Origin of the sequence: uncultured Tenacibaculum sp. (genome assembly GCF_947494125.1) — a bacterium.
Taxonomy (GTDB): domain Bacteria; phylum Bacteroidota; class Bacteroidia; order Flavobacteriales; family Flavobacteriaceae; genus Polaribacter.
This window is the reverse complement of record NZ_CANLTU010000001.1, coordinates 310,256-326,886: the sequence shown is the minus strand read 5'-3', so window position 1 is coordinate 326,886 and position 16,631 is coordinate 310,256. Positions and strand designations below refer to the sequence as shown.

At 28.7% G+C, this 16,631-nt stretch carries 12 protein-coding genes; 6 read left to right on the top strand and 6 right to left on the bottom strand.

Annotation, left to right across the window (positions count from 1 at the left end):
• Positions 1 to 95: 95 nt before the first annotated feature.
• Positions 96 to 3,422 (top strand): transcription-repair coupling factor, encoded by a 3,327-nt coding sequence (gene mfd, locus Q0881_RS01405; RefSeq protein WP_299156245.1) that lies wholly within the window; start codon positions 96 to 98, stop codon positions 3,420 to 3,422.
• Between the two features lie 27 nt (positions 3,423 to 3,449).
• Entirely contained in the window at positions 3,450 to 5,375 is a 1,926-nt protein-coding gene (locus tag Q0881_RS01400) for a tetratricopeptide repeat-containing sensor histidine kinase (protein WP_299156243.1), read from the top strand.
• A 31-nt stretch (positions 5,376 to 5,406) separates the two neighbouring features.
• On the opposite strand, the gene Q0881_RS01395 is transcribed toward Q0881_RS01400, so the two are convergent.
• The gene (locus tag Q0881_RS01395; protein WP_299156241.1) at positions 5,407 to 8,160 is read right to left on the bottom strand and encodes an AAA domain-containing protein; all 2,754 of its coding nucleotides are present in this window, start codon (positions 8,158 to 8,160) and stop codon (positions 5,407 to 5,409) included.
• 64 nt (positions 8,161 to 8,224) lie between these two features.
• On the opposite strand from Q0881_RS01395, the gene Q0881_RS01390 reads away from it, so the two are divergent.
• Together Q0881_RS01390 and Q0881_RS01385 are read left to right on the top strand one after the other, a co-directional pair.
• Entirely contained in the window at positions 8,225 to 9,097 is an 873-nt protein-coding gene (locus tag Q0881_RS01390; RefSeq protein ID WP_299156239.1) for a DMT family transporter, read from the top strand.
• Positions 9,098 to 9,152: 55 nt separating this feature from the next.
• Positions 9,153 to 9,866: a DUF6503 family protein gene (locus tag Q0881_RS01385; RefSeq protein ID WP_299156237.1), complete on the top strand. Its 714-nt coding sequence runs from the start codon at positions 9,153 to 9,155 to the stop codon at positions 9,864 to 9,866.
• On the opposite strand, the gene Q0881_RS01380 is transcribed toward Q0881_RS01385, so the two are convergent.
• Both Q0881_RS01380 and dprA read right to left on the bottom strand, forming a co-directional pair.
• Complete coding sequence (locus Q0881_RS01380; RefSeq protein ID WP_299156235.1) at positions 9,863 to 10,921, bottom strand: hypothetical protein; 1,059 nt, start codon at positions 10,919 to 10,921, stop codon at positions 9,863 to 9,865. The two genes, Q0881_RS01385 and Q0881_RS01380, sit on opposite strands and share 4 nt — an antisense overlap.
• 31 nt (positions 10,922 to 10,952) lie before the next feature.
• Positions 10,953 to 12,059, bottom strand: a complete 1,107-nt coding sequence (dprA, locus tag Q0881_RS01375; RefSeq protein ID WP_299156233.1) for a DNA-processing protein DprA — start codon at positions 12,057 to 12,059, stop codon at positions 10,953 to 10,955.
• A 95-nt stretch (positions 12,060 to 12,154) separates the two neighbouring features.
• Here dprA and Q0881_RS01370 point away from each other — a divergent pair, with 95 nt between their 5' ends.
• The gene (locus tag Q0881_RS01370) at positions 12,155 to 13,054 is read left to right on the top strand and encodes an SPOR domain-containing protein (RefSeq protein ID WP_299156232.1); all 900 of its coding nucleotides are present in this window, start codon (positions 12,155 to 12,157) and stop codon (positions 13,052 to 13,054) included.
• 60 nt (positions 13,055 to 13,114) lie between these two features.
• Positions 13,115 to 13,627: an acyl-CoA thioesterase gene (locus Q0881_RS01365; protein WP_299156230.1), complete on the top strand. Its 513-nt coding sequence runs from the start codon at positions 13,115 to 13,117 to the stop codon at positions 13,625 to 13,627.
• 6 nt (positions 13,628 to 13,633) lie between these two features.
• Here Q0881_RS01365 and Q0881_RS01360 read toward each other — a convergent pair whose 3' ends face one another.
• The 3 genes from Q0881_RS01360 to Q0881_RS01350 are packed head-to-tail and all read right to left on the bottom strand — an operon-like array spanning position 13,634 to position 16,561.
• Positions 13,634 to 14,659, bottom strand: a complete 1,026-nt coding sequence (locus Q0881_RS01360; protein WP_299156228.1) for an AI-2E family transporter — start codon at positions 14,657 to 14,659, stop codon at positions 13,634 to 13,636.
• Positions 14,660 to 14,666: 7 nt separating this feature from the next.
• Positions 14,667 to 15,887, bottom strand: coding sequence for a peptidoglycan DD-metalloendopeptidase family protein (locus Q0881_RS01355; protein ID WP_299156226.1), 1,221 nt, complete (start codon positions 15,885 to 15,887; stop codon positions 14,667 to 14,669).
• Entirely contained in the window at positions 15,887 to 16,561 is a 675-nt protein-coding gene (locus Q0881_RS01350; protein ID WP_299156224.1) for a DUF4292 domain-containing protein, read from the bottom strand. Before Q0881_RS01350 ends, Q0881_RS01355 begins: the two co-directional genes overlap by 1 nt.
• Positions 16,562 to 16,631 lie beyond the last annotated feature (70 nt).

The following is a 16,631-nucleotide window of genomic DNA, read 5'->3' as shown; positions in this document are numbered from 1 at the left end:
CGTTATTTGAATAAGGTGTTAAAAAAAAAATGAATTTTATGAAAATTAAAATCAGAAAAAAATAATACTCGTACTTTAGCTCAAAATTTTTTAGGTTGAGTAAGCAAACTATTGTAAATCATTACCAACAATCCGGTAACGTAAACCAGGTTGTTAGTGCACTTCAACAAGAACAACACCATTTTCAAATAACGAATTTGGTTGGTTCTTCGTTGTCTTTTGTTATATCAGAAACTTTTAAAAAGGCAGACAAACCCTACTTGTTAGTATTTAACGATAAGGAAGAAGCTGCTTATTATTTAAACGATTTAGAACAATTATTAGGCGATAAAAACGTATTGTTCTATCCAGGTTCCTACCGTAGACCTTATCAGATAGAAGAAACAGACAATGCTAATGTATTGCTGCGATCGGAAGTATTAAATCGTATAAATTCTCGAAAGAAACCAGCAATAATAGTTACCTATCCTACTGCCCTATTTGAAAAGGTGGTTACTAAAAAAGAGTTAGAAAAAAATACACTAAAAATCTCGGTAGGTGAAAATGTATCGCCAGATTTTGTAAACGAAGTATTATTTGAATACAATTTTAATCGTGTAGATTTTGTAACAGAACCAGGAGAATTTTCAGTAAGAGGTGGAATTATTGATGTGTTTTCATTTTCAAATGATGAGCCTTATCGGATAGAGTTTTTTGGAGATGAAATAGATAGTATTCGAACTTTTGATGTAGAAACACAACTTTCTAAAGAAAAACTGAAGAAAGTAAGTATAATGCCAAATGTAGAAAACAAGGCATTACAGGAAAGTAGAGAAAGCTTCTTAAAATACATCTCCTCAAAAACAGCTATTTTTGTAAAAAATGTTGAGACACTTACAGGAAATTTAGATAAGTTTTTTAGAAAAGCAGAACTGTCATTTAATGAATTATCAGAAGAAGTAAACCATTCGGAACCATCTGAATTATTTTGTAATGGAGAACTAATAAAAAATCAATTACAAGAATTTACAACAGTAAATATTGGTACTTCAGAAATAGAAACAAAAGTTAGTTTCGATACACATCCACAACCATCATTCAATAAAAAATTCGATTTATTAATTCAGAACTTTAACGAATTTTCAGCTAAAGGATTTACGAATTATATTTTTTGCGGAAATGAGAAGCAGGCACAAAGGTTCCACGATATTTTTGATGATGGAGACCAAGAAGTTTCCTATGAAACTATAGTATTTCCTTTATACCAAGGATTTGTAGATTTAGAAAATAAAATTGTTTGTTATACCGATCATCAAATATTTGAACGTTATTATAAGTTTCGCCTAAAAAATGGATATGCAAAAAAGCAATCTATAACCTTACAAGAGTTAACAAAACTAGATGTTGGCGATTATGTAACCCATATTGACCATGGAATTGGAAAATTTGGAGGCTTACAAAAAATAGATGTAGAAGGGAAAAAACAAGAGGCGATAAAGCTGGTATATGGCGATCGTGATATTTTGTATGTAAGTATTCACTCATTACACAAAATATCAAAGTTTAACGGTAAAGATGGGAAACCACCTAAAGTATATAAATTAGGTTCTGGAGCTTGGAAAAAAGTAAAACAAAAAACCAAGGCAAGAGTAAAACATATAGCATTTAACTTAATACAGTTATATGCAAAGAGAAAACTACAAAAAGGATTTGCTTTCGGACCCGATACGCACATGCAGCATGAGTTAGAAGCAAGTTTTATATATGAAGATACACCAGATCAATTTACATCAACACAAGATGTAAAGCTAGATATGGAAAAAGAACAACCTATGGACCGCTTGGTTTGTGGAGATGTTGGTTTTGGTAAAACAGAAGTTGCCATACGTGCAGCATTTAAAGCTGTAGATAACGGAAAACAAGTAGCGGTTTTAGTACCTACAACTATTTTAGCGTTTCAGCACTTTAAAACCTTTTCTGAACGATTAAAAGACTTTCCGGTTACCATAGACTACTTAAACCGTTTTAGAACCACAAAACAGCGTAATGGTGTTTTAGAAGGAGTTACCGATGGTAGTGTAGATATTGTTATTGGAACACACCAGCTAACAAATAAGAAAATAAAATTTAAAGATTTAGGCCTGTTAATTATTGATGAAGAACAGAAGTTTGGAGTATCGGTAAAAGACAAGTTGAAAACAATTAAAGAAAACGTAGATACTTTAACGCTTACAGCAACACCAATTCCAAGAACACTGCAGTTTAGTTTAATGGCAGCACGTGATTTATCGGTAATAAAAACACCGCCACCAAACCGTCATCCAATAGAAACTAATGTAATTCGCTTTAGCGAAGAAACTATTCGAGATGCCATTTCGTATGAGGTTTCACGTGGAGGACAAGTGTTTTTTATTCACAATAGAATAGAAAATATTAAAGAAGTAGCAGGCTTATTACAACGATTGGTTCCAAGTGCTAAAATTGGTATTGGACATGGGCAAATGGAAGGTAAAAAGTTAGAAGAGCTGATGCTTGGTTTTATGAATGGTGAATTTGATGTATTGGTATCAACTACTATTATTGAAAGTGGATTGGATGTACCGAATGCCAATACTATTTTTATAAACAATGCGAATAACTTTGGATTATCTGACCTGCATCAAATGCGTGGTCGTGTAGGACGTTCAAACAAAAAAGCTTTCTGTTATTTTATTACGCCACCGTATCATATGATGACAGATGATGCTCGTAAGCGTATAGAAGCATTAGAACTGTTTTCTGAATTAGGAAGTGGATTAAATATAGCGATGAAAGATTTAGAAATTCGTGGAGCTGGAGATTTATTAGGGGGTGAACAAAGCGGATTTATTAACGATATTGGTTTTGATGCCTATCAGAAAATATTACAAGAAGCAATAGAGGAGTTGAAAGAAAATGAATTTAAAGAGTTGTATCCAACAGATGAAAACGCTCCAAAAGAATATGTAAAAGAGGTACAAATTGATACTGATTTTGAAATTCTTTTCCCAGATGATTATGTGAATTCTGTAACCGAACGTTTGAGCTTGTATAACAAGTTATCGACTCTAACAACTGAAGAAGAATTACAGGAGTTTGAGAGTCAAATTACCGATCGTTTTGGTGAATATCCAACGCAAGTTCAAGATTTATTAGACAGTGTTCGTATAAAATGGTTAGCTAAAGAATTGGGTGTTGAAAAGATGATACTAAAGCAAAAACGTATGATTGGGTACTTTGTATCAGATCAACAAAGTGCATTTTACCAAACTCAAGCATTTACCAAAATGTTACAATATGTACAACGCAACCCGAAAAGTTGTGTTATGAAAGAAAAGGAAACTAAAAACGGCCTACGTTTATTAATTACATTTATAAAAATAGATTCGGTAAATAAGGCTTTACAAACGTTACAGAAAGTTTAAGTAACAAGTGTTATATTAAATTACTAAATGAATAATTATATAAAGAAAATTAAAACGAATAAAGAGCACTACACATTAAAGTATGTGCTCTTTTTGTTTTTATTTATTAATTCTGTGGTTTTTTCACAAGAGAAAGAAAAAATTATAGAAAAAGGTCTTGCTGCATATTTTAAAAAAGATACCATAGTACTTAAAGAATCAACGAATAAGTTGTTGAACTTATATAAACAAACAAATGATTCTATTCTTCTAGCTAAGTATTATCAATATAAAGCAATGTTTCATGAATTAGATTATAAAAAAGATAGTGCATGTTATTATTATGACTTATCTAAAGATGTTTCTATGATAATTAGTGATTCTTTAGAAGCAGGGAGACGACTTTTGAGTATTGCACATATACAAAGAGAAGTAAAGGATTATTTAGGGAGTGAAGTTACTTCAATCAAAGGACTTAAATATTTAGAACCTATAAAATCGTATAAGTATTTACAAAGTGTATATAATAACTTAGGGATTGTTTCTATTGAGTTAGAAAATCAAGAAAATGCAAAAAAATATTTTGAAAAAGCATTATCGTATAATGCCTTAAATACGAAAACTACATATACAGAATCTACATATTTATATGTAATAAACAATTTAGGTTTTTCCTATCAAAGAAGGCAACAGCATAAAAAAGCTATTGCTTATTTTAATTTAGGTATGAGTTATAACAAGATTAAAGAGAGATATCCTTTACATTATGCCTTACTATTAGAAAATTTGGCAGCGAGTAATTTTTTATTAGGAAATAAAAAAAATGTATTAAAACAATATAATGAGGTAGTTACTATTAGGAAAAAGATAAAAGATATTTATAATTTACCAGTTACATATATAAATATTTCAAATTTTTATAGTGATTTACAACAGATTAACAAAGCAAAACAGGCTTCTTTAGAAGCATTAAAGTATGCTAAACAAACCCATCATAATAAAAAATGGTTAGAAGCTTTAGAAAATCTTTCTGAATTAACAAAAGGAGAAGAAGCAAAAGAATATTTTAAAAAATATATTAAATTAAGAGATAGTTTAATTGAAAAAGAAAGAACAATAAAAAATAAGTTTGCTAGAATTCGATATGAAACAGGTAAGAAAGAAAAAGAGAACATAATTTTAAGGTCAGAAAAAGCACAGCAACAAGAAGAGATTGTATATCAAAAACAACAAAAAACTATTGGTTGGTTATTAGCTGTTAGTAGTTTGTTAGGTTTAGGCTTAAGTACGTTATTTTTTATATTAAAACGAAGAAAAACACTACATAAAAGCCAATTACAAAAAGTAGAAACTACTTATAAAGAGCGTGATAGAATTTCCAGAGAATTACATGATGGTATTTTAGGAAGGCTTTTTGGAACCCGTTTTGGTCTTGGTTTTTTAAATATTAAAGGAGATAAAGAAACAATTAAAAAGCATCAACATTTTTTAAAGGAACTTCAAGAAATAGAAAAAGAAATTAGAGATGTTTCTCATAAATTAAGTTATAAAACAAAGAAAGAATTAGTAGACTTTACTTTATTAGTTGAGCAATTATTAATTAAAAAAAGTGTAATTGGAAACTTTGATTATAAATTACAAATTGAACCAAATTTTTCTTGGAGTTTTATAACTGAAAAAGAAAAAACTAACCTTTATAGAGTTATTCAAGAAGCTATGCAGAATATTATTAAACACTCTAAAGCGAAAAATGTTAGTATAAGTATTTATTCTAAAAAACAGAATATAGAGATAAAGATAGAAGATGATGGAGTTGGTTTTAAAAAAGAAAACACAAAAAAAGGTATAGGTATTAAGAATATAAAATCACGAATAGAAGAGCTAAAAGGAGAGATAATAATTGAATCAGTAGAAAATATAGGAACTACTATATGTATTGTTATTCCTAGTAAAAAACAGGTTATAACTTTATAAAAATTACTTTTATTGTTGTAGATTATTTTTTCTAACTTCTCATTAAAACTTCTGGTTGAGGTAATTTACTTTTGATAACGCTAGTTAAGAATCGCTGTACTTCATCTTTTCTATATTTCCATGAGAGATAAGAAACAGGAATAATTTGTATACCAACACGATGTAGAATACGATATCTTTCTATGTTAAAAGCCTGTGTAAAACTTCCAGGATAACCAATTAAATCAATTCCTAAGTAATTTTGATTGTTTTCTAAAAGTAAATCTATACTTAAGCCAGCAATTGTATAACCTAAATGTATTTTGATTTGAAATTCTTTTAAGAAAGCCTGTATTTCTTTACTAAAGAGATCATCTTCAATTTTCAAAGAAGATGTAACCTCTTTAGAAATTTGTTGCTCAAAAGAGCTTAAATAATGTTTTAATAGCGATTTCTCAGGCAGCGTTTGAGAAGTTACCGAGTAAAATATGTGTTGTTCGTGTCGAGCACGGGTAATTGCAACATTAAAAACGTCTTCTTTATTTAAGTAATTCAAACTAGCAAAGTGAGATTGATCGCTAACCGCCATGGATAGTAGCATAATATCACACTCCTCACCTTGAAAATGATACGGAGTTCCTAGTTTAATTTTATGTTTTTTAATTTCCCGTAACGTAAAAACGTCTTTAATAGCTTTTGTTAAAAAAGAAGTTTGTTGCCTAAAAGGCGATAAGATACCAATACTTGTAGCTTTACTTTTATGTAGTTCTTTCTGTTGAGTAACAATGTTTTTTACATGTTTAATAATGAGGTTTATTTCTTCATTATTTACTCCATTTTCTTCTTGAATTCCTAATGTTTTATGTAAAAAAACCGCTTGTTTATGTGTGTTTGCAGGAGTTTGCGTCATAATGCGAAGCGCTTCTCCGTAAAATGTAGTATTACTAAAGCGTATTATATCTGGTAAAGAACGATAATGCTCATCAAGTAAAACAATTTGATTCCCTTTTTCAGTGCTTTCTAAAGTAAAGTCAAGGAGACTTTTTTTACGATAATCAAAACGTAAAGGATCGCTTATATTATATTGTTTTTGAGATCGATGCATTTGAGCCTTAGATAAAAAACTAATATGGCGTAACTGATTAGTATCACCAGCTACTACTATTTTTTTAGCTCTTTGCATAATGGGTAAACAAGAAGCAATATCGCACTGTGTAGCTTCATCAACAATAGCAATATCAAAAAGATCTTTTTGCATAGGTAAACAAGAAGAAATCTCATCTATTTTAACTAGCCATACAGGTAAAAAATGAGTAAGAGGAGTTGCATCCAAGCCTTGTAATTGTTGGTTTTTTAAAGACTTTTCTTCCGTTTCTAATATATTTGTTAATGTAATTAGTTTTTTTAATTCATTGTTTGAATGTATATTAATCTTACTAATCAAGTTTTTAAAAAGTGCTTCATCAGCCTTTCTTTCAAACAAGCTTAGTGTATCAAAATATTTTAGAATTATATCCCATTCTTCAGTTTCGAAAGATCGGATAAAGTTAATGTCTATTTTAGAAAGTGTTCTTTGTATAAAACTATCGGAAAATAGTTTTTCAACACGATCAATTTCCTTTGTTGTTTTTTCTGTAAAATCTGTTTCTAAAGATTTTAAAGTATTATGTAATTCATTTTGTTTTAAACTAGCTTTAATAGCTTCACCTTTATGATTATAACGATAAAAACGACCACTACTAATTCGTCTAAGTTTGGCTAAAAGCGTTCTTTTATAGTAGTTCCCTCCTACTTTAATAGCAAAACCCCCTATTTTAGAAGCCATTAATTTATCAGAAACAACTTGTAATGCTTGTGGTGTTTTAGTAACGATTAATACACTTTTTCCTTTATTAACATAGTCTTGCGCTATAGCATTTATGGTGTACGTTTTTCCTGTTCCTGGAGGACCAAATATGACTGATTTATTGTATTTTGAAGCATTATGAACGATACGTTCTTGTGCAGCATTTAACAATAAAGGTATTTGAATAGTATTGTTTATGTGTGGCTGTTCTTGAGGAACGTGTGAGAAAAAAGCTTGAATGGCTTGAGAATAATCTGTACTATTTTTTAAAAGTTCTAATTCGTTAACTACTGCGTTTATGTTATTTGCTCTACTAGAAATTAAAATACCAGAACTAGCTACCAAACTAAATTCTTCTACTTCTTGTATATTTTGAAGTGTTTTTTTTAGATAAGACTGATTTTTAAGTTTAGGGAACAGTAAAAAATCTGTATCTATTTCTAAGTTTTTAACGTGTTTTTCTAGTAATCTTTTAAACTGATTAAGAGCTTCAAAAGTAAGATGTAAATTATATTCTAAAAACGTTTCAACATCAACTAAAAAATCTTCAAAAGAAGTTTTATATAATAAGCTTTTACAAAAAGCAATGTTTAATTGTCTTGTTTGATGGTCAATTTTTATAAAAAAATCGTCTTCTTTTTCTATTATTTCAGCTTTATATAAAAATAAAGGGGCTGTAATAGAATTAATCCTTTTCTTAAAATTTCTTCGTTTTCCTAAACAAAATAAACTACCATACCATAACTCTTTGTCGTTTTTAAACAAGGTTAACGTTTGCAAGCATTGTTCTGCTTGTTTTTTGGTTAAAAACTGAATTGGATATTGATTATTAATTAACTCTTCTTCTGGTTTTATTATAAACTGATTTTCATATTTTGATGAAAAAAAATTAAGAATCCCATTTTCATTATTATCAGCTTTATAACAAGAATGAAAGTAAGAAATATAGTTAGTTATCATAGTTTTTTTAAGAGTGGCTAACATAAGTAAAAATTACTTATAATTGCAGTAAATAGATGTAACCTTGAGTGATAATCAAAATTATTTTAGAAACCTATCAGGCTTATTATTAGCAACATTTTTTATTAGTACTTCAGGTGTTTTAGGTAAATATATTGCCATGCCTTCAGAAGTAATCGTTTGGTTTCGATCGGCATTTGCTATGCTATTTTTATATGTTTTTTGTAGATTTAAAAAGATTGAAGTTTCTATAAAATCTAGAAAACATATCGTTCCGTTTGTAATTAGCGGAATATTTATGGCAGTACATTGGATTACTTATTTTTATGCTTTAAAAAAATCGAGTGTAGCTATAGGAATGTTATCATTGTATACATTTCCAGTAATGATTGCTTTTTTAGAACCGTTGTTTTTAAAGGTAAAATTTAATCCAATATATATTGTTCTTGGATTAATGGTATTGCTAGGAGTTTATATTTTAGCACCAGAGTTTAATCTAGAAAGTTCTAATGTACAAGGAGTTTTGTTTGGCTTGCTCTCTGCCCTATGTTACTCAATTAGAATTTTAATTTTAAAGCAATATGTTGTTCAATACGATGGAGTATTGTTAATGTTTTATCAAACATTAATTATTACAATTTGTTTAGTTCCTGTGTTATTCTTTATGGATGTTTCAGGTTTCGAAAGTCAATTACCTTATTTGTTATTATTAGCCTTATTAACTACAGCTATTGGGCATAGTTTGATGGTACATTCATTACAGTTTTTTTCAGTATCAACAGCGAGTATAATTAGTAGTGTTCAACCTATTTTTGGAATTATTTTAGCTTTTTTATTTTTAAAAGAAGTTCCCACGTGGAACACTTTATTTGGTGGAAGTTTAATATTAGCTACAGTAATTATAGAAAGTATTCGAAGTAAGAAAAATAGAAATTAACAGTGTTTTAGTATGCCTGAATTTATTTTTTTAGTTACTTTATAAAAACTTTCATATGAGGTCTTTAATACTACTATTTTGTGTTTTCTCTTTTGTTAATTGTAAAACAAAAGAAACTAAATTAAACGGAAGTTTATTGTTAGAAAAAAGCAGTAAATATCATGATAAAAATAATGAATGGAATAATGCCAATTTTACAATACATATTCAAGAACCAAGAGTTGGTAATCCATACAGATATTCTATTGTAACATTGAATAATAAAGAAAATACTTTCGAGTTACAAAGAAATAGAGATGAACATATTTCAACTCATAAAGTAACTCAAAAAGGCAGTATAACCTTGTTAGATGGAGAAATAGCTACTGATTCTTTACAGATTAAAAAATACCGATTAGAGCCAAAGAGAAATAAAAGATATCAGCGTTTTTATAAAACTTTGTTAGGGCTTCCAATGTCTATAACAAACGAAATAAAAGAAATTGGAGTAGCAAAAGAAACCATATTTAACTCTAAAGAGAGCTACAAAATTCCTTTAGAATTACAAGAACCATTATTCTCTAAACATTGGATACTTTACATCTCAAAAAACGAACATAAAATTATTGGATTAGAAATGGTTTTTCCTGAAGACGCTACTAAAGGAGAACGTTTAATTTTTGAGGGAGAATTTAAGTTGGGCAGCATAATACTTCCAAGAATGCGTCATTGGAAGGAACTTACAAATGAGTACTCAGGTTCAGATATTATATTAAAAAGTTTAGATTAAGATACTCTCATGTTTTCATAATTTCGTTTTACAAACTCAAGAGCTGTATCTAATATTTGCCCCATATTATTGCTTTTTTTAAAAAGAACATCTTTGGTGAAATCGAAAATTTGTTGTTTTAATAAATTAATATTTTTTTCAGTTGAAATAATATCATTTTTCATGCAGAAAATAAGTTGATCTACTCTGTTTTCAGAACTTAAAATACGTTTTGCTACAATAGACCTTTCTTCAACTTTATATTGGTTAATTGAAGTTTCTTCTAGCTTCTGCCCTACTAAGGTTACCATTGAAAAATTTTCTTTGAAATATTGTGGATAGTATACTTTGAATTTACCTTCAAAACACTGCTGATCAAAATCAATAGCACGAATTTTATATACCACATGATCAAAATCGTGGGTAGGAACAATTACATAGTTATAAGAGCGCATATCTCCTAGTAAACGAATCATACAACGTTCATTAAATTTTACAAATTCTTTTGCTATTTGAGCCTTTTCAGATTCAGTACATTTAGGTAAAAAGTCTTTAATAAAAACATCACCCGGAATTCCAGCAATATGTTCTTCAATTAGGGTGTCTTTATATACTAAAAAGTTGAGGTTATACGGCGATAAAATATGCTCCAATTCCAGCCCATAAATACGAGAAGCATCTGTTTTTTTTACATAAAAATACGTGTAGTTATCATTTAAAATATTACGAACTTTTACACGAAAAGGTTTAGAATTTCCAAACGTACAATAGTCGATAGCATCAATATTTAAAAAAGGAATGGTTTCTTCATTTCCGTTAGAATGTAAAATAGTATATACTTTTTTAAGACTTAAATCAATTTCTTCACGATCAAACTCTGAATAAAATGTACGTACCCAAAGTGTATCTATATCGTTTTTATCATATACAACTACAGAACCTTGGAAGCGTAATAAATCATCATAAAAAATAGGAATCTTAATGTTTCTACTATGTTCTGCTAAATAAGTATGTAACTCTTCAGTTACAGGAAAAGCAGGTTTTTTTTGAGACATTAATTTTTCTTCTGAAGACATTTTAAAAGTGTTTTTTCAAAAATACTTAAGTTTAGTTTATTTCAAACATTTTACCAGGTAAAGGTTTTACAACATCTTTTAATTCCATTTGTAATAATATAGAAGAAAGCTGATATACAGGTATTTCACATTTTAAAGCTATCGTATCCATAAGTTGTTTACCGTTTTGTAGTAAGAAATCATATACTTTTTGTTCCGATTCATTTAAATTCAGAAATAATTGTTTTTGAATAGGGATAGGTATTTTCATTTCTTGCAAATCCCAATTTAGCATTTTTACAATATCCTCAGCTGAGGTTAATAAATGAGCCTGATTACTTTTTATTAAATTATTACACCCTTTGCTATAAATATCACTAGTTCTTCCTGGCAATGCAAAAACATCTCTATTATAAGAGTTTGCTATGTCTGCGGTAACTAAGGATCCGCCTTTTTCTGCAGATTCAATAATAATAGTTGCTTTTGAAAGCCCAGCAACGATACGATTACGCTTTAAAAAATTTTCGCGTTGCGGTTTTTCTTTATGCCAAAACTCGGTAATAAAACCACCAGTTTTGTTTATTTCAGAAATATACTTTTTATGTGTTTTTGGATAAATATCTTCAAAACCATGTGCTAAAACGGCTATAGTCTGTAAGTTGTTTTTTAAGGCTGCTTTGTGAGCACAAATATCTACACCATAGGCAAAACCGCTAACAATAATTGGATTGTAATTTTTTAACTCTTCCACTAATCGATTACAAAAGTCGCGTCCATAAGACGTACTGTTTCTTGTTCCAACTATAGAGATAATTTTAGAGTTATTTAAGTTAAGATTACCATCTTTAAAAATGAGAATAGGAGCATCAACACTATGTTTTAAATTATTAGGATAATCATCATCTAAAAAATAAGAATAATCAACTTTTTTTTGTTGGATATATTTAAGCTCCTCCTCTGCCCTTTTTAAATTTTCATCATCAAATAAATGAGTTGTAATATGAGGACCAATTCCATTTATTTTATGGAGTGATTTTTTATTCTCTTTAAACACTTGTTTAATATCTCCAGTAGTAGTAATTAACTTTTTTGCAAGGACACTGCCTATATTCTTTGTAGCCTGAAGCCTAAGAATAGCTATTAATTTTTCATCTTTCATGTAGCAATATTTTGATTATCAAGATACAAAAAAACTGTTGATAAATTTTAAAACGAACCTTGACAAGAATCACTAAAAAAGCTATCTTTGTTATTATGACATTAGCCAACTATATAAACGATTTATTATACAGATACGATTGCGTAATTGTTCCTAACTTTGGAGGTTTTGTAACCAATAAGATTGGTGCTAAAGTGAATAACTTTACACACACATTTTCTCCACCAAAGAAGCAGATTACTTTTAATTCGTATTTACAACATAATGATGGTTTATTGGCTAATTATATAGCTTCAAACAAAAATATTTCTTTTGAAAAAGCAACTAGTTTTATTGTTGCTGAAGTAGCAACATGGAAAAAAGAGTTAGAATCTAAAACTATTCAAGTAGCTTCTGTTGGAACATTATCTTTAAACGAAGCAAAACAAGTTGTTTTTGAACCAAACACCTCTAGTAATTTTTTAACAGAATCTTTTGGTTTAGCAGAAATAGAAAGTCCTGCAGTAAAAAGATTTAAAGAAGAAGTAAAAACATTACCAGTAGTTACAGAACATAACAAACAGAGAACACCTGCTTTATTAAAAAGAGCTGCGGTTGCTGCAGCCGTTGTGGGAATTGCATATATTGGTTGGAATGGTATTCAAAACAAACAACAAAAAGAAGTATTAGCTAGTCAAGAAAAGTCATTACAAAAGAAAATACAGTCTGCAACTTTTGTAATTGATAATCCATTACCTACAATTAATTTAAATGTAACTAAAGCTAAAGAAAATAACTTTCATATTATTGCTGGTGCTTTTCAAGAAGTTGAAAATGCTGAAAATAAGTTAGTTGAATTAAAAGAGCTTGGTTATGATGCGAAAATCATTGGAAAAAATAATTATGGTTTAATTCAAGTTTCTTTTAATAGTTATAATGACAAACAAGAGGCTAGAAAAGCATTAGAATTGATTAAAGAAACGGTTAATGAAGAAGCTTGGTTATTGGCTAAATAATCACATTTTAAATTACTTATTTTTTAGCTTTATGTATATCTTTGCATCAAAATTTAATTGATGAGAGCTAAAGCACCAAAAGAATCATTAACGGTACTTACCGATCTAGTTTTACCAGGAGAAACAAATTATTTAGATAACCTTTTTGGAGGTGAATTACTAGCTCGTATGGATAGAGCTTGTAGTATATCTGCTCGTCGTCATTCAAGAAGAATTGTAGTTACTGCATCTGTAAATCACGTTGCTTTTACGAAGTCAGTTCCAGTAGGAAGCGTTGTTACAGTAGAAGCTAAGGTTTCCAGAGCTTTTAAATCATCAATGGAAGTGTACGTTGATGTATGGATAGAAGATCGTCAATCTGGTGAAAAAACTAAAGTAAATGAAGGTATTTATACATTTGTTGCAGTTGATGAAACAGGTAAACCAGTGCCAATTGCTCAAATTGAACCAGAAACTGAGTTAGAGAAAAAACGTTACGATGGAGCTTTACGTAGAAAGCAATTAAGTTTAGTTTTGGCTAGTAAATTAGACCCTAAAGATGCAACTGAACTAAGAGCGTTGTTCTCAGATTAAACTAGTTTAAATCGTATCTAAATCGCCATTTTCAGATAATAATATTGCAACTGATTTTGTTTTTTCGAATTGAGAAAAAATAATAATCATGATTACGGTAATAGGTACACTTAAAATCATTCCTGTAACCCCCCATATCTTTCCCCAAATAGCTAAAGAAAGTATGGTTACAAGCGGGCTTAGGTTTAATGATTTCCCAAATACTTTAGGTTCTATTAAATTACCAACAATTACTTGTACACTACCTACAGCAATTAATACAATTAAAAATGGTGTAAACTCCCCAAATTGTATCAAACTAAAAATAGCTGGAAATACGGTTGCAATTAAAGAACCAACTGTTGGGATATAGTTTAATAAAAAGATTAAAAAGGCCCAGAAAGGAGCACTATCTACTCCTACTAAAGTTAAAACGATATAACTTAAAATACCAGTAAGTAAACTCACATAAGTTTTAAGTCTTAAATAACTTGAAATAGAGCTTTCAATTTTATTTAAAATTACCTGAGTATTCCCTCCTTCTTTATAGAAAATTTTCTTTAATTTCTTTTTTAAACTAGCTTCTTCTAAGAAAATGAATAAAGCATAAATAACAATCATAAATGTATCACCAAGTAACCCACTAATACCGTTTGCAATACTCCCTAATACTGTACCGTAATTAAAATTACCAACTACTGATTTTAAAGAAGTAATTATATCAATATGAAAATAGCTATTTAAATTTTTGATAATAGTATCAACATTTGGTTCGTATTTAGAATACGAAGTTGTTAAGTCGGAAATACTATTCGTAATAATTCCAGAAATAAAACCAAAACTTAAAATAATTAGGGTGAAAACCAAAACATTACTTAGCCAAAAAGGAATAAACTTTTTAGCAAAAGGAATTTTATAAATGGATTTTCGAATTTCACGTGTTAAAAACCAGAAGATTAAAGCGAAAATAAAAGGAATTAAGATTCCTTTTCCAATAACCAAGGTAGCAATTACTGCTATAATAATAATAATGAAATTAGCTGAATTTTTCATGTGTTTTTTATTTACTTCGTATCCAATGAGCAGGATTTAAACGAACTATATTTTTGTATAAAGCGAAAACTAATTTTGTTTTACCAGAAATTTTATCTGTAAAAACTTTACCTAATTTATCACCGGTCTTTATTACATCACCTTTCTTTACATAAATTTTTTCAAGGTTATTGTATGCAGAAATATAATCACCATGCTGTATTAAAACAGCTTTTTTACCACCTAAATTTGTTTGAATAACTAATACTTTTCCGTTAAATATACTTTGAGCATTCGTATTAGATTTTGTTGTTATATGTAAACCGGGACTATTAACCTTAATTCCAGGAAAGGTTGGATGAGGTTGTACTCCAAACTTTCGAGTAATAATACCATTTACAGGCCAAGGTAAACTACCTTTATTTTGCTCAAAATTTGCTAATAATTTCTTTTCAGCTGCATTTAAAACAAAACTAGCAGATGACGACTTTTTCTTGTTGTTTTTTTTGTTCTTGTTGGCACGAGCAATAGCACTTCTAATCAATTTATCAATACGTGCATTTATACGTTTTTCTTCTTTTAATTTCTTTTGTAAATCTCGTTTGTATTTTTTTTCCTGTTTTTTAATTTTAGAAACTAATTTTTCTTGATTTTTCTTATCAGATTCTATTTGATCTTTTTGATCTTTTTCATCGGTAATTAAAAGTTCTTTAGATTTTTTTCTCTGAATTAAAGAATCATTTAATTTTTCTTTTTCCTTAGTTTTTATAATAATCTCCTCCCCTTGCTTTTTTCTATAATCGCTGTACTGTTGCATATATTTTATGCGTTTATAAGCTTGATAAAAACTTTCAGAAGAGAGTAAAAACATCGTTTTACTTTGTTGTGATTTGCTTTTATGGGTTTTTACAACCATATCAGCATATTCTTTTTTTAGTTTTTTAAGTTGATTGTTATACTCTTTAAGTTGCTTTTCGTTTGATTTAATCTCTTTAGATAAAACTTTAGCCTCTAACTCAATTGTTTCAATTAAACGCTCTCTAACGTTTATTTTTTGACTTAAATCTTTTAAATCATCTAAAGCATTACTTTTTTTCTTTTCAGTTTTAATTAGTAAAGTATTAACCTGCTTTATCTCATTTTTAAGTTTTTTACGCTTGTTTTCGAGAGCTTTTCTACTCTGACCAAATGAAGAAAAACCTACAAAAAAGAGGCATAAAAAAGAGAAATAAAAAACGATGTGTCTCATTATAATTTAATTTCTTTATATCCGTTAGGAATTTTAAAATCTGTATTCAACTTTTTGTTAAACTCTACCGAACGAGTTGTAAGATTTATATTAGTAAATTTTTCTTTTTCTTTTGCGTTTATAATAATTTTTTCAGGAAATAAAACACCTTTTTTTGTTGAATATTTTGGATACCTAATATCTAAACGTTGATTTTTTAATGGATTTACAATTGACTGTCCATCGAGTTTATAATGTTGTGGGTTTACGTAAAAGAAAATATCAAATAAACTAGCTTGTTTTTTTGGTGAAAGTTGATAAGATGCATCTTTTATTATAATTTCTTGACGTTGTGATTTTACATTTAATAACGATTGCCCCAACAGCATATTTTGTAATTGCTCAAAGTTAATGTCAGTACCCAGCATTTTTTTTAACATAGAAAAATCACCGTCGAAATAATTTTTATAATAAGGAGAGTAAAACTGAACCTTTGTAGGAGTAATTTTAGCTTTAAAAACAGTAATAAATTTAGTTCCTTTTAACCATATAACTTCACCTTTCTTGATTTTCATTCGTACAGAAAAGCCTATTTTTTCTTTATTATCCTTATAATTTACTTTTAAACGAGCATCAATAGTTTTTTCGTCAAAATTAGAAGAAATGTGCTTTTTAGCTACTTTACGAGCTGACATTTTTTTAATTATAGAAGAATTATTAGTGACTTTTTTACTGGATTTACAAGAGGTAAAACCTAAAAGTAAT

Coding starts and splice junctions, on each gene's coding strand:
- Q0881_RS01400 (WP_299156243.1), top strand. CDS start 3,450: ATGAATAATTATATAAAGAAAATTAAAACGAATAAAGAGCACTACACA.
- Q0881_RS01395 (WP_299156241.1), bottom strand. CDS start 8,160: ATGATAACTAACTATATTTCTTACTTTCATTCTTGTTATAAAGCTGAT.
- Q0881_RS01385 (WP_299156237.1), top strand. CDS start 9,153: ATGAGGTCTTTAATACTACTATTTTGTGTTTTCTCTTTTGTTAATTGT.
- Q0881_RS01380 (WP_299156235.1), bottom strand. CDS start 10,921: ATGTCTTCAGAAGAAAAATTAATGTCTCAAAAAAAACCTGCTTTTCCT.
- dprA (WP_299156233.1), bottom strand. CDS start 12,059: ATGAAAGATGAAAAATTAATAGCTATTCTTAGGCTTCAGGCTACAAAG.
- Q0881_RS01370 (WP_299156232.1), top strand. CDS start 12,155: ATGACATTAGCCAACTATATAAACGATTTATTATACAGATACGATTGC.
- Q0881_RS01365 (WP_299156230.1), top strand. CDS start 13,115: ATGAGAGCTAAAGCACCAAAAGAATCATTAACGGTACTTACCGATCTA.
- Q0881_RS01360 (WP_299156228.1), bottom strand. CDS start 14,659: ATGAAAAATTCAGCTAATTTCATTATTATTATTATAGCAGTAATTGCT.
- Q0881_RS01355 (WP_299156226.1), bottom strand. CDS start 15,887: ATGAGACACATCGTTTTTTATTTCTCTTTTTTATGCCTCTTTTTTGTA.
- Q0881_RS01350 (WP_299156224.1), bottom strand. CDS start 16,561: ATGTCAGCTCGTAAAGTAGCTAAAAAGCACATTTCTTCTAATTTTGAC.